Origin of the sequence: Kitasatospora sp. NPDC048722, assembly GCF_040650235.1 — a bacterium.
Classification (GTDB): Bacteria; Actinomycetota; Actinomycetes; order Streptomycetales; family Streptomycetaceae; genus Kitasatospora.
In genome coordinates, this window is record NZ_JBEZGX010000055.1 from 1 (window position 1) to 12,793 (window position 12,793).

Sequence of the window (12,793 nt, forward strand, 5' to 3'; positions counted from 1 at the left end):
TCCGCCCCGTGGACGGCGCCGCGTTCGTCTCCGATGTTCAGATCGGGCAGCAGCCCGAGCGGCGGAGGCAGGTGAGGACGGGCGAGCATGAACGCCGACTCATGCAGCGAGGCCTTGGCGCACGGTGCTTCAGGGACAGCGGTGGTGTCTCAGCGGAGCCACGCGTGCTCGCGGACGACCGGGAGGGAGGCCCAGCGGCGCCCCAGCCCCCAGGCGTCGCCGGCGCCGACGGCGGCCAGCGCGAGGAGCAGCAGCGCGTAGACGACGTGGTAGTCGACGACGGGGTTACTGGAGCCGCTGGCGGCGCCGTTCGCCAAGTGCCGGGCGGGCGGCCACTCGGCGGCCCACATCAGGGCCAGGAGCAGGACGCCGCCACCGGCGGCGACGCGCATTCCGACGCCGCCGACGAAGGCGAGGCCGATGCCGAGCAGGCCGAGCATGAACAGCCAGTCGGCCCAGGCCTGGCCGGCCCACTGGTGGAAGGTGGACTGGAGCGGGCCGGCCGAGACGTGGCTGAGGAAGCCCTTTGTCGGGGAGCCGCCGTTGAGCCAGGATCCGGCCTCTCTGGTGGCGTAGCCGAGGCCGAACGTCTTGTCGAGGAAGGCCCAGAGGAAGACGAAGCCGACAGTGATCCTGGCGCCCGCGATTGCGAGCCGTGCCCCGCTGGTCAGGACGATGGCGTTCGGTGTCTCTTGGGTGTGCCGGGCCGCGACCGGTCGCCGGTGCGTGGCGAGACGGTGGGTGAACCGGGGGAGGTGCGGGTGGTGGACGGCCATGGCGAGCTCTCCTTGTCGATTTCGCGGTGGATCGGTCGTCTTGCGGCGCTGGGACAGGACGGTCGGCCGGCCTTTGAGGCGCCGGGCTCCGAGGCGCCGGGCTCCGAGGCGCCGGGCTCCGAGGCGCCGGGCTCCGAGGCGCCGGGCCGGGTCGTGCGGGTGGAGCGGGGAGGCGGGCGGTGCCCGCCTCCCGGGGGCGAGCCGGTCGGGCTACTTCCGGTGCATGGTGTGCAGCGCCTGGGCCAGGACGTGCGGGTCGTGGTGGCCCTTGTAGACGGCCGGGGGCTGCCGGTCGAGGTCGAGCAGTTGCGTGACGGCGGTCCAGGCGGTGCGCACGGAGTACTCGACGGTGAAGACGACGTCGTCGGGGACCTCGGCGTACTGGCCGATGAATGCGAGGTTGGTGGAGCCCTTCGGGACCACCTGCGGCCGGTCGCCGTGGCCGCGCGCCAGGAACTGGCTGGTGATGTACGGCATCAGACAGGGGACGACGGTCGAGGTCCCGGCGATCCGTTCGACGGTGCCGGGGTCAACGGCCAGGTGCTGGAGGACCTCCTGGAGGATCTCCGCGCCGCTGCACTCCCGCATCGGCTTCTTGACGAAGGTGCCGGGCTTGTCGGGGAAGAGGCCGTAGCCCCACCACACGGATACGTCCTCGGGCTGCTGTTGGTAGACCGGCTGGCGGTTGACGACGACGGTGAGCAGCCACGGGGAGTCGGTGAGGGTGAGCAGGCCGCCGCGGCCGGTCGGTCGGCCGGTGAACTTCTCCATCCAGTCGAGGAAGGCGGGGTCCTTCGCGGTGACGGTGAAGGACTCCCAGGTGGATTCGTCCGGGTGGTGGTCGAAGACGGCGGGGTTGCCGAAGTCGTCGCGGCCGCGGGCGAGCCGGTGCCACAGCAGGAAGGAGTCGGGGCTCAGGGAGGTGTCCGGGTTCGCCGGCGGGGCGGTGTGGGAGCCGAGGACGGAGTCGGCGGTCATCGATCCGTTGGTGACGAAGACGAGATCGTCCTCGTCGACCGGGATGTCGTCCTGCGCGCCGGTGAAGTGGATGCGTTCGACGCTCGTGCCGCGCCCGTGCCGGAAGGCCAGGTCAGCGACCCGGTGGCCGGTGTGGAGATGGACGCCCTGCTCCAGGAGCCAGGCGGTGAGCGGTCGGACGATCGAGTCGTACTGGTTGTAGCGGGTCCGGTGGATCCCGGACATCGTCTCGAACTCCGGGAAGAGGTGCACGAACCGCTTGAGGTAGCGCCGGAACTCGATGGCGCTGTGCCAGGGTTCGAAGGCGAAGGTCGTGCACCACATGTACCAGAAGTCGGTGGTGAAGAACCCTTGGTCGAAGCAGTCCGTGATGCGCTTGCCGTCCAGCAGCCGTTCGGGCGTGGCCAGGCACTTGACCAGTTCGAGCCGGTGGCGTTCGGAGAAGCCCATCGTGTGTCCGTCGCGGATCTCGCCGCCTGCGCCCACCAGGCGGGCGGTGTCATCCCAGGGGGACTCCTCGTGTGAGTCGAGGATGTCCTGGGTGGCCGACTTCGACGGGTCGTCCAGTGAGGGGATGCCGGACAGCAGGTCGTACGTGCAGCGGAACTGTGCCTCGAACATTCGGCCGCCGCGCATCGTGTACCCCGCCTCGGGCGTGCCGCCCGCGTCCAGGCTGCCGCCGATCTCGTCCTGGCCCTCGTAGAGGTGGATGTCGACGCCGGCGAAACCCGCGTCCCGGATGAGGAACGCTGCTGCGGACAGGGCGGCTATGCCGCCGCCGACCAGGTGGGCCTTACGCATCGGATGTCTCCTCAACTATCGTGCACCGAACCGTCATCGGCTGGATGACCAGCGATCCCGGCCGTTGGTGCCGGGCGATCGAGTCCATCGATCGGGGGTGTGGACGACAGCTTGCTGCCGGGCCGGCCGGCGGGTCGTTGGGCCGTTGGTCACCGGTGGCGGAACGACGGTCCCGGTGGCGTCCCGGGTGCGCGGGACCGGCGGACCGGGACCTTCGGGCCGTCGTGCCCGTGCCCGGGCCAGTGGTCGTCGGCGTCGGCCGCTCCGGGCCAGCCGCGAAGCCGTGAGCTGGGCGACGGACGAGGCCGTCCGCACCGGCCGGGCGCTGCGGCTGATCCACGTCCTGGCGTGGCCGCAGACCGATCCGGACGAGGACACCCCGCACCTGCTGGACGATCACGTGCGGATCGGGGGCGACATCGTCCTGGCACAGTCACGCAAGCTCGTCGAGGAGCGGCACCCCAGCCTGGAGACCGAGCCCCGTATGGCCGACGGGCCGCGGGCGCGCGGGCTGCTGGAGCAGGCCGCGGACGCCTCGCTCCTGGTCGTCGGAGCCAAGCGCAGGCCGGTTGTCGAGCAGGTGCTCACACTCCCGCCGATCGGCGTCCCGCTCAGCTCCCACGCCCCCTGCCCGGTGGCGGTCGTCCGCGAGACGGCGGACGCCGCCGCGAACGCCCAGGCTGCTGGTCGTCGTCGGAGTGGACGGATCGTCGGGCTCTTTGGAGGCTCTGGAACTCGCCTTCGCGCACGCCGGGGCACAGGGGGTCGTGCTGCGCGTGGTCCAGGCCCGCCGGTCCCGGCCGGGGTGGACCTCCGCCGCGCGCTGCGGAGGCTGTAGGCCGGGCTGAGGTCGAACTGCTGTTTGCAACTGGCGAGTTACGCAAGCGCGATCCGTGTGTCGAGGTCGAACACGAGGTGGTGTTCGGGCACCCGTGGGAGCGCTTCTGGGTGAGGCCGCCCGGGCCCTGTGCCTCGTCGTCGGCTCGCGAGGCCTCGGCGGCTTCCAGAGGCTGCTCCTCGGATCGGTGAGCCACGCCCCCTGCCAGCCGAACTCGAAGCACGAGTACCGAAGCTGGAGCGCGCTGGCAGCTCGGCGTAGATCGCGAAGCGGACGAGCAACTGGCGGCCGTCATCGACAGATTCGACGGGCCGCTTCCGTGCGGGGGATGGGCTACGGCGCTAGCCTCTACCGTCGGCTGCTGGTAGCACCGCCGTGGATGCCCTCGACCACGAGTGGGCCACCCTGACACTCCGGAGTGGCCACCCTCCGGGCCACCGGATTGGCTGCCTCCGATGCCGTCGACCACGTCCTCGGCTACAGCTCTCCCCAACAAGCCGAAGATAAGCAATAAGTTGGTCGAGCGTCGGGCACCGTAGTCATCGAGGAGTTGGCCACGATCAAGCCCGGATCTGCCGAATCATCCAACCGAGGAGTCCTGGGCTGGCAGGATGGCCGGACCGGTAGTTGACGCCGGTGCTGGACGAGGAGCATGTGTGGGACCGCATGTGATCAACGATCGCTTCCTGCTGGTGGGAGACAGCGCGCGCAGCGGCGGTCTGTCGACGGTTCGCAAGGCCGTCGACACGGCAAATAGCGACAGTGACAGGCAGTTCGCGGCGATCAAGTTACTCAAGCGGCGCGACGACGAAATCATCAAGGTCTTCCTGGAACGGGAGACCGCCGCACTCAAAGCTGTCGAGCACCCTCATATCGTGCGGATGCTGGAGTCGGGCTGGGACCCGGTTCTGGAGCGGTACTACATCGCCCTGGAGTGGGTGGAGCGCAGCCTGAAGGACGATCTACAGGCTCGTCGGCTGGGACGCCTACTTCGAGAAGATCGTGTCACCACCTTGTAACAGTCAGCGATGATCAAGGAGCGGCGCAGGATCGGGCCCACCGGCCGGGACCGCGCGGCGAAACCCCGGACGGGCATCGCTCCGGGTGAGAGGTTCGCCTGTTCGGCTCAGCGAGGATGACGGCCAGGAGACGGCGCCCGGAGACCTTCCTAGCGTTGGACCCCGGGAGGCTGCATCCCCGCGGAGCCCGGCCGAGGACCTCTCGCCCGTCGGCCACCGCTCACGCCGAACCCGGCAGTCGACTTCCACCGTGACCACGCAGGGTCCGGGTCGAAGGAGATGAAGGACATGAACACCACGCGCACCGCCCGCACGCCCGCGACACCCGCACTGAACGGGTGCCGGACATCACGCCGCCGCCTTCGGGCACGGATCGGGCTCGCCGCGACCGCCACGGCCCTGTCGCTGCTGCCGATCGCCCCGTCCACCGCCAGCGCGGCACCCCACCTCCCGCTCACACAGATCGTGCGGGAGGCCAAGGTGAAGGCGCAGCAGGAGCACCCCGGCTCGCAGTTCTACGACGCGGACGCCGTCCTGTTGACACCCACGACCAACCCCAATGACGTCCAGGCCTGGTGGATCCGCTTCCGAGCCATGGGCTCGGAGCCGTCCTTCGAGTACAAGTACTCGACCACCGGTCAGTACCAGAGCACGCAGCCGTGGAGCGTCCCGATCGGGATCCAGGCCATCTCCCCGTTCACCATGACGGAGGTCCAGGCCCACGATCTGGCCGTCAAGGCCGGGCACACCGGCGCGTTCAAGCCCCTGTACCTCAATGAGCCCGTCGTGCAGAACCCGCATCCCACCTACTACTTCTGCATTCCCAGCGAGGGCAGGACGGTGGCGGTGGACACCGTGACGGGCCACGTCACCACGCCGTGGTCGTGCTAGTGACCACGGTGTGAGCCCTGTTCGGTGGCCGTCACCCGGCGGGGGTGACGGCCACCGGCGGCTGGCGACCCTTGCCCTCCGCCCGCTCGGTGCCGCCGACCGGGCGGGCGATATGGGTCGCTAGCCTGGAGCGCGAAGGGCCGGCTGCCGCCGGTCAGCCGGGCCCGGGTACGAGCGGGGGCCGTGCCGGTTCGGCCGGTCGCCGCGGATCCGCGCTGGCCGTTGCGGCCAGCATGCTCTGTGTCGCCGGCATCGCCCCGGTGGCGCTGTCCGGGACCGCCCACGCGCAGGGCACCGGCACGGTCTCGGGCCCCACCACCACCTGTACGTTCGCCTTGACCGTCACCGTACCTGCGCCGCCGACAGATCCCCGCCCGCATCGCCCGCCGCGGGATCGAGACCTCCAGCCGTCTCGGCCGGCACCGCTGGGTGATCGAGCGCACCGTTGCGTGGCTCGGCGGCTTCCGCCGACTTCACCGTCGCTACGAGCGAAAGGCCGACCACTTCGCCGCCTTCGCCAGCATCGCAGCAGCCCTCATCTGCACCCGACGCCTCTCCAAATGAGATCTCCTCCTCCGACCTGGTGCGTGATCGCGGCGGCGATGTGACCAGCAGTGGTGCGGGCGGCATCATTTGACGATGTGACGATCAAGTTGAACCATGCGGTCCTTGGCCATCGGGTGCTGACTGGAATCTCGCGGCGGCACCTGGCGGATTTGGTCGTCGAACTGGCCACTCCGTGGCGGGTCGTTGTCGAGGGCCGGCGCGACGTTGCCCGTGGCGGAGCGCGGCAACGCGCGGCGGGCGCGGGTGCCAGGCATCAGCTCGTGTTCGTCGACCGGGTGACCGCCACGCTCATTCACCTGCGGCACGACCTGCCGCACGCCGTCCTGGGCCTGCTGTTCGGTGTCGACCGCTCCACGATCAGTCGTGCAATCGGCGAGGTCAGGGTCCTGCTCGCCAAGCGCGGTTTCGCGGTGCCCGACCGTCCCGGGGTCCGATTGCGAACCCTGGCGGACGGCTTCGCCTACGCCCAGGCCGAGGGCGTCGTACTGCGCTGGACGCCACCGAGGTCCAGGTCCGCCGCCCGACATCGCACCGCGGCGGACGTCGGGCCTTCGTGTCCGGCAAGAAGAAGCAGAACACGATGAAGGCCACCGTCGTCGCCGACGCGAAGGGCCGCACCCTGTGGGCCGGTAACCTCCGCCCCGGACGCATGCACGACGCCACAGCGATACGAAGCGAGGGCATCGACGACCTCTTCCGGCAGTTCCCGAGAGTTCAAGTACTGTTCGATGATGGCTACTTGGGTCTGCGGCGCGACCATCCGGGCAAGGCCGTCACGCCTCCGAGGAATCCGAACAAGATCGCCGCACCGGAAGTCCACGAGGCCCGTGAGCAAGCCCGCCACGAGCACTCGTCTCAACGCATTTCCGTCGAGCTCACAAGCGCTGCGCGACAAGCGGCCGGGACCTACATTAGCGCGGGCCGGCTCGTCGCCCAGGAAGAAGCGGACCGAGCCGTCACCGGGCTGCGCGCCCGAGATCACGGTTCCAAATCCCTTGCTGCGCAATTCCCCCCTCATCGCCGAGAAATGGCACCCGCACCTGAACGGGGAGCTGTCCCCGCAGCAGGTCACTGCCCGCTCGGGGAAAGATCCACTCCCGCAGGTATTCCGCCACAGTGGCACGACGCTCCTCGTACGCCCCGTTCAGCCCACCCTCCAGGACCGCCGCCAGCTCCTGCGCGGCCTCGGCCTCCGTCGCGAACCCGCCACGGTGCCGGGTGCGCCGTCTGCCGTCCTCCGGCGCCAGGTCGACGCAGTACGTCCACGACCCGTGCTCCGTATCCTTCAGCAACCGCACATACCAGGCACCCAACTGCTTCCCGTGCCTGTCCTTGTACCCGCACCGCCGGTACACCCTGCCCCGCTACGCACGCTGTCCCGTGTGCTTCTCCTTCTTGAACGTGGTGACCCTGGTCCAAGGCTTGCCGTTCGGCCGGGCGTGGCGGCAGAGCGTGCGGGGCTGTGCGCGAGGCACGTCAGAACCAGCCGGCGAGGACACGCTCAAGACGACACACCGTCCGGAAGATCACCAACCGTATCTGGTGGGTAGTCGACCCTGATCCGCCCGGGCTGGCGAGTGGCAGCGAAGGGTGTCCCGGCCGGCCACTGAAGTTGAATTCGTGATGTCGGTCTGAGGGTGGTCAGCCGTCCATGATCAGGCCGGTGGTGGCGAGGCACCCGTCGATGAGGTGGGGGCGGTACTGGATCTGCTTCAGGCTGCGCCTGACGGCTCGGGCCAGCTGGTCGAGGTTCGCGGCGGCGAGGTTGCCGATGGTGCGCTTGACCAGCGACCAGATGCCCTCCTGCGGGTTGAGGTCCGGTGCATACGAGGGGAGCTGGAAGACGGTCAGCCAGTCCTTGCTCGCCTGGACGAACTCCTGCATCGGCGGCATCAGGTGGGCACGCAGGTTGTCCCATTCAGCAGCAGGCGGTGTGGGATCCCAGATTCGGTGTCCTCTCCCCATGGGCGATATACACCGCGCGGCCAAGAGGACACGGGAACGGAAATCGGCAGGTGAATCGCCGCTGCCCGAGCCAAGGGTTGTCCCGCAACGGCGGGACGCAAGTGAGATGACCTCTCATGCCATCAGTGTGCTCGCGACCACTGGCAGCGCCCCCGCGGCCCGGCAACGCCCATCTGGACACGGCGGGCGGCGACGACCGGCGGGTGCTGGCGGTGCTGGGATTCCGAAGGAACCGGTCGGCCCCGGGCGCTCGCCGAAGGCCCGGCTGACGCGGGAGCGGCGAAGAGGTTGGTGTTCAGGGCCGACGGAACCGGGTAACGTCTTTGCCATGTTCTTCCAGACGCCGACTTACGAGTGAGCGCGTGATGGGCCCCTGCTGACGTCCTTCGACGTCGCCGCCCGTCCCCCACCGATGAATCCGTAGATCACTTCACTTCACTTCACCACCGGGAGAACCCACGACCGTGAGCAAGAACATCAACAACCCCGTGGGCATGGGCGGCGGCCAGCGCAAGAGGCAGTCCCGCGCCGAACGGCAGAACAACGGTCCGCACCGCAACCTCGACCGCCAGGGTGCAGCCGACCAGAAGGCGGAGCTGGTGCGCAAGATGCGCGAGAAGGCAGGAACGGCTGAGGGTGCCGGGCAGGCGGGCGGCGACACCGTACAGGGCTGACGCACCGCCGCCGCAGCGCGGCACCGCACGGGGCAGGGCTCGGACCGCGACGCGCGGTCCTAGCCCTGCTGCCGTACCGGGCGCGGCCGGTCCCGCTCAGCTCTTGGCCGACCACCCGCGTCTCAGCTCAGCTGACCACCCGGGGCAGCCGCAGAATCGGCAGCCCTGTCACTGCCACCACCCCGAGCTGCACCAGCAGCTCAGCACGTTCCCGTGCCCAGCCCGGGCAACACCGCAGCCGGCGGCGGCAGAGGATGTGGACACGGCCGCAGGACAATACTGGTGGACACCTCGGAGGGACAACCGCGAAACCCGCTGGCCAGAACGACTCCGGCGGACAGGCCGATGCGGAACCCACCGGCGGGCCCTGCTGAAGGGTCGACAGATTGTCGTCACCCGCAGTGACCGGGGCCCTGGGGACCATTTGGGGACCAGTTTGGGGCCACGACTGGTGAGCGCCCGTGGGCGATAACAGATATCTATGCACGAACTTGAACCCGGTTGGGCATCGAGCGGGTTCGAGCTCTGTCGACCGTGGATCTTCAGATGAGTCTTAACTTCCCTTGTTTTCAGTGCAGTTGAGATGCAAGAAAGCCGAGGCCTTGAGGTCTCGGCTGCCGAGAATAGTTGAACCCCTTGACTGGGGGGTCAAGGGGTTGCGGGCGGTGGCCGTATCTAGAGGGATGTTCGGGTCTGGATCGTCGGGGGAGCTGATCTGGGGCGGGCAGGTGCTTCGCTTGTGGAAGCAGGGTCACGTGAATCGCTTTGCTGAAAAATCCACTCCGGGAGTGCCGTGCGACTTCCTTCGCCGCTGGCGTATTTGCTACCGAGAGGAAGCCCCGACGTGTGGAATGCCCCGCGTCGGGGCCGCCTCTTGATTTTGTCGAACTACCAGTTTCTGCTGCCTAGTTGTCCAGATCGAACACTGCCGTGACCGGTGCGTGGTCGGACCACCGCTCGGCGTGGGTGGCGGCGCGTTCGACGTAGGCCTCGACGGCCTTGGCGGCGAGGGCGGGGGTAGCGACCTGGAGGTCGATCCTCCAGCCCGAGTCGTTGTCGAAGGCGCGGCCTCGGTAGGACCACCAGGAGTAGGGGCCTGTGCGGTCGGGGTGGAGGGCGCGGACGACGTCGACGTAGCCGGCCTCGTCGTAGACGCGGGAGAGCCAGGCGCGCTCCTCGGGGAGGAAGCCGGCGGACTTCTGGTTGGCCTTCCAGTTCTTGAGGTCCTCGGGCCGGTGCGCGATGTTCCAGTCGCCGCAGACGACGACCTCGCGGCCGTCGGCGGCGGCGCGGGTGCGCAGGGCGGTGAGGTGGACGAGGAATTCCGCCATGAAGCGTTCCTTTTCGTCCTGGCGCTCGGTGCCGACCTCACCGGAGGGGAGGTAGAGGCTCGCGACGGTGAGGCCCGGGAGGTCGATTTCCACATACCTGCCCGAATTGTCGAATTCCTCCGACCCGAATCCGATCGCCGTCCGCTGGGGCTCCGCACGGGACAGGATGGCGACGCCCGCCCGGCCCTTGGCGACGGACGGGGCCCAGACCGCGTGCCAGCCGTCCAGGTCCCGAAGTTCGACGGGCAGCTGGCCGGGCTCGGAGCGCACCTCCTGCAGGCAGATGACGTCCGCCTCGGTGGCGGCCAGCCACTCGATGAAGCCCTTCTTGGCGGCGGCCCGGATTCCGTTCACGTTCACACTCGTCACCACGATCACCCGGGCAGCCTACCGAGTGGATGCGCACGGCCCGCGCCGTGACGCGCGTCCGCGGGGGAATGACGTGAACGCGGCATGAAGTCCCGCGACAGTCGCACCAAGCCGTGCCATTGGTCTTGACCATCTCCGCGAGATGCCCCTAGGGTCGCTTACTGCAAGGACCTTTAATAAAGAAGGACGGATAAAGGCCCGCTCTCCCACCTGCCGCAACAGCGGACAGCGGGCCCGCGATCCGCCCCTCTTCTCAGCCCTCCACTCCGGCAGGGCGGACTCGACAGGGTGGAGGACACGGTGGGGACGACAGGGCAGCTCACGTCGGTACCGGAACCGAAGTACTGGCACCTGCGCACGGTGCTGCTCCGCGCCATCGACTCGGAGTTCTCCACCGGCCAGGTGCTGCCCAACGAGCGCGAGCTCGCCGCCCGCTTCGGCGTCGCCCGCGCGACGCTGCGCCAGGCGCTCGACCAGCTGGAGCTGGAGGGCCGCCTGGTCCGCCGCCGCGGCATCGGCACCCTGATCGCCGCTCCGCGCGTCGGCGTGCCGGTCAACCGGCAGGAGGAGGGGTGGCCCGGTGCCGGGCGCAGCCAGGCCTGGCGCACGGTGGACTGCACCACCGCCCCGGCCTCCCCGCAGCTCGCGAAGCACCTGGGCGTCGCCGAGGGCGCCACCGTGCACACCGTGCGCCGGGTCCGGCTGGTCGAGGGCCGGGCGGTGGCCACCGAGTCGCTGCACGTGCCCGCCTCCGCGCTGCCGCACCTGCCGGGCTTCCGCGCCGAGAGCGACCGCGCCCGTTCGGTGCTGCGCCAGCTGGAGCGCCTGGAGGTCGACGGGGAGTCCCGCGCGGTCGAGCTGGGGGTCGCCGAGGCCGACGAGGCCGTCCTGCTGGAGCGCCCGCCCGGTTCGCCGGTGCTGGTGATGACCACCCAGTACGCGTCGGCGGGGCGCCTGGTGGCGCTGGCCGTCGCGACCTACCGCGCCGACACCTGCAAGCTCACCTTCGGCGAGGCCGGTCTCGTCGAGGTCACCCCGGTCGCCGCCGCTCCCTCCTCCGAGGTGCGCACCGCCTCCTGAGCCGCCGCGGCTCCCTGGACCACATCGCACCCACCCTCAGACCGAGGCCCGGACGCCCGCAGGCGTCCGGGCCTCGGTCGTCCGTCCGCCCGCAGGTGCCGGAGCGGCGGGTGTCAGACCCGGGGCGGGTCGACGGCGAAGAGCTGCTCCTCGACGTGGTCCAGGGCCACGCGCAGGGCGCCCATCGCGACGACCTCCGAGCCGAGCGCTGCCAGGGCCACCTCGGGCGCGCGGAGTGTGAACTCGGCGAGCCGCTCGCGCAGCGGTTCCAGGACGCCGTCGAGCCCGGCGGCCCACCCGCCGACCACGACCAGGCGCGGGTCGATCGCGAGGACGAGGGCGGCGACGGACTGCACGAGGCGGGTCAGGAAGCGGTCCATGGCGACCTTGGCCACCTCGTCGCCCTCGCGCGCGAGCCGCAGGACGCGGGCGACGGCCGCCTCGTCGAGCGGGTTGAGGGGCTTGCCGGTGGTGGACAGGAGCCGCTCGGGAGTGACCTCCTGGCCCAGCAGGTGCAGCGCGCCGATCTCGCCGGCGGCGCCGCCGTACCCGCGGTGCAGGCGGCCGTTGATGAGCGAGCCGGCCCCGGGGCTGAGGCCGGCCATGACGAAGACGACGTCGTCGGCGCCGACCGCCGCGCCCTGCCAGTGCTCGGCGATCGCGGCGAGGTTGGCGTCGTTCTCGATCAGCACGGGGCAGCGGAAGGAGCGGCGCAGCCGCACGCCGAGGTCGAGGCCCGTCCAGCCGGGCATCGCGGTGCCGAGCCGGATGGTGCCCTCACGGTCGACGATGCCGGGGGTGCCGATGCCGACGGCCCACAGGTTGTCGCGTGAGATGCCGGCCTTGCGCAGCACCTCGGCGACGGCGGTGCGGACGGCGGCGAGCCGGTCCTCGGCCTCCAGGGTCTCGTCGACGGGCTTGAAGTGACTGCCCAGCACCTCACCGGTGAGGTCGGCGAGGATGACGCGGACGTCGTGCACGCCGATCTCGACGCCGAGGATGTGCCCGGCCTCGGCGCGGAAGCGGAACCAGCGGGCGGGTCGGCCGCGGCGGCCGGTGCCCGGCTGGCCGTCCTCCTTGGGCTGGTCGACCTCGGCGACGAGCCCGGTGTCGACGAGTCCCTCGATGACGCCCTCGACGGTGGGCCGGGAGAGCCCGGTCTCGCCGACGAGCTGAGTGAGGGTCACGGCGTGGCCGGCCCGCAACGCCCGGAGCGTGACCGCCGCGTTGATCCGCCGCAGCAGTGAGGAGTCCCCGCCGGTGAGCCGATCCGCCAACACGATGCCCTTCGCCGTTCGCGCGACTGCCCTGGCGCGCGGTGTCGAGTCCGCGGGGACCGCCAACGCCCCGCGGGGTTCCGCCGCCCGGATCCGAGCCGCCGACGGCGGGAGGAGCCGCCTGCATCACGGCCGGGAGGCCTGGGCCCGTCTCCGAACTCCCGCGTGCCGGGTGGTGACGAGCCCAGGCGGATGGTACCCGCGCCCGGTGTCGGCGAGCGAGGATC

General features: G+C 70.2%; 11 protein-coding genes and 2 pseudogenes. 7 read left to right on the forward strand and 6 right to left on the reverse strand.

All coding sequences use genetic code 11. The annotated features are described in order from the left end of the window. Positions 1–149: 149 nt before the first annotated feature. Both AB0C76_RS31580 and AB0C76_RS31585 read right to left on the reverse strand, forming a co-directional pair. On the reverse strand, positions 150–776 hold the full coding sequence (locus AB0C76_RS31580) for a hypothetical protein (protein WP_359972157.1): 627 nt from the start codon (positions 774–776) through the stop codon (positions 150–152). 210 nt (positions 777–986) lie between these two features. Beyond that, positions 987–2,555: an oleate hydratase gene (locus AB0C76_RS31585; protein WP_359972159.1), complete on the reverse strand. Its 1,569-nt coding sequence runs from the start codon at positions 2,553–2,555 to the stop codon at positions 987–989. Between AB0C76_RS31585 and AB0C76_RS31590 the strand changes: the two genes are divergently transcribed. The 5 genes and pseudogenes from AB0C76_RS31590 to AB0C76_RS31610 form a co-directional block, all read left to right on the forward strand. Continuing rightward, on the forward strand, positions 2,524–3,393 hold the full coding sequence (locus tag AB0C76_RS31590) for a universal stress protein (protein WP_359972161.1): 870 nt from the start codon (positions 2,524–2,526) through the stop codon (positions 3,391–3,393). The genes AB0C76_RS31585 and AB0C76_RS31590 overlap by 32 nt on opposite strands. 668 nt (positions 3,394–4,061) lie before the next feature. Continuing rightward, on the forward strand, positions 4,062–4,412 hold the full coding sequence (locus AB0C76_RS31595; RefSeq protein ID WP_359972163.1) for a hypothetical protein: 351 nt from the start codon (positions 4,062–4,064) through the stop codon (positions 4,410–4,412). 288 nt (positions 4,413–4,700) lie between these two features. Continuing rightward, the gene (locus tag AB0C76_RS31600) at positions 4,701–5,303 is read left to right on the forward strand and encodes a hypothetical protein (protein WP_359972165.1); all 603 of its coding nucleotides are present in this window, start codon (positions 4,701–4,703) and stop codon (positions 5,301–5,303) included. A gap of 375 nt (positions 5,304–5,678) precedes the next feature. Continuing rightward, a pseudogene (locus tag AB0C76_RS31605) lies at positions 5,679–5,867 on the forward strand (transposase); the annotation flags it as partial. Positions 5,868–5,944: 77 nt separating this feature from the next. After that, positions 5,945–6,744, forward strand: a pseudogene (locus tag AB0C76_RS31610) (transposase family protein); the annotation flags it as partial. Positions 6,745–6,826: 82 nt separating this feature from the next. On the opposite strand, the gene AB0C76_RS31615 reads toward AB0C76_RS31610, so the two are convergent. Beyond that, entirely contained in the window at positions 6,827–7,168 is a 342-nt protein-coding gene (locus AB0C76_RS31615; RefSeq protein ID WP_359972167.1) for an Arm DNA-binding domain-containing protein, read from the reverse strand. A 343-nt stretch (positions 7,169–7,511) separates the two neighbouring features. Further along, positions 7,512–7,835, reverse strand: a complete 324-nt coding sequence (locus tag AB0C76_RS31620) for a transposase (protein WP_359972169.1) — start codon at positions 7,833–7,835, stop codon at positions 7,512–7,514. A gap of 464 nt (positions 7,836–8,299) precedes the next feature. Here AB0C76_RS31620 and AB0C76_RS31625 point away from each other — a divergent pair, with 464 nt between their 5' ends. After that, positions 8,300–8,509 (forward strand): DUF6243 family protein, encoded by a 210-nt coding sequence (locus AB0C76_RS31625; protein ID WP_063352004.1) that lies wholly within the window; start codon positions 8,300–8,302, stop codon positions 8,507–8,509. Between the two features lie 905 nt (positions 8,510–9,414). Here AB0C76_RS31625 and AB0C76_RS31630 read toward each other — a convergent pair. After that, positions 9,415–10,218 carry an exodeoxyribonuclease III gene (locus AB0C76_RS31630; protein ID WP_359972171.1) on the reverse strand — a complete coding sequence of 268 codons (804 nt, stop codon included), beginning with the start codon at positions 10,216–10,218 and terminating at the stop codon, positions 9,415–9,417. A 291-nt stretch (positions 10,219–10,509) separates the two neighbouring features. Here AB0C76_RS31630 and AB0C76_RS31635 point away from each other — a divergent pair, with 291 nt between their 5' ends. Then, the gene (locus AB0C76_RS31635) at positions 10,510–11,289 is read left to right on the forward strand and encodes a GntR family transcriptional regulator (protein ID WP_359972173.1); all 780 of its coding nucleotides are present in this window, start codon (positions 10,510–10,512) and stop codon (positions 11,287–11,289) included. Between the two features lie 113 nt (positions 11,290–11,402). Here the strand turns inward: AB0C76_RS31635 and AB0C76_RS31640 are convergent, their stop codons facing one another. After that, positions 11,403–12,569 carry an ROK family protein gene (locus tag AB0C76_RS31640; RefSeq protein ID WP_359972175.1) on the reverse strand — a complete coding sequence of 389 codons (1,167 nt, stop codon included), beginning with the start codon at positions 12,567–12,569 and terminating at the stop codon, positions 11,403–11,405. Positions 12,570–12,793 lie beyond the last annotated feature (224 nt).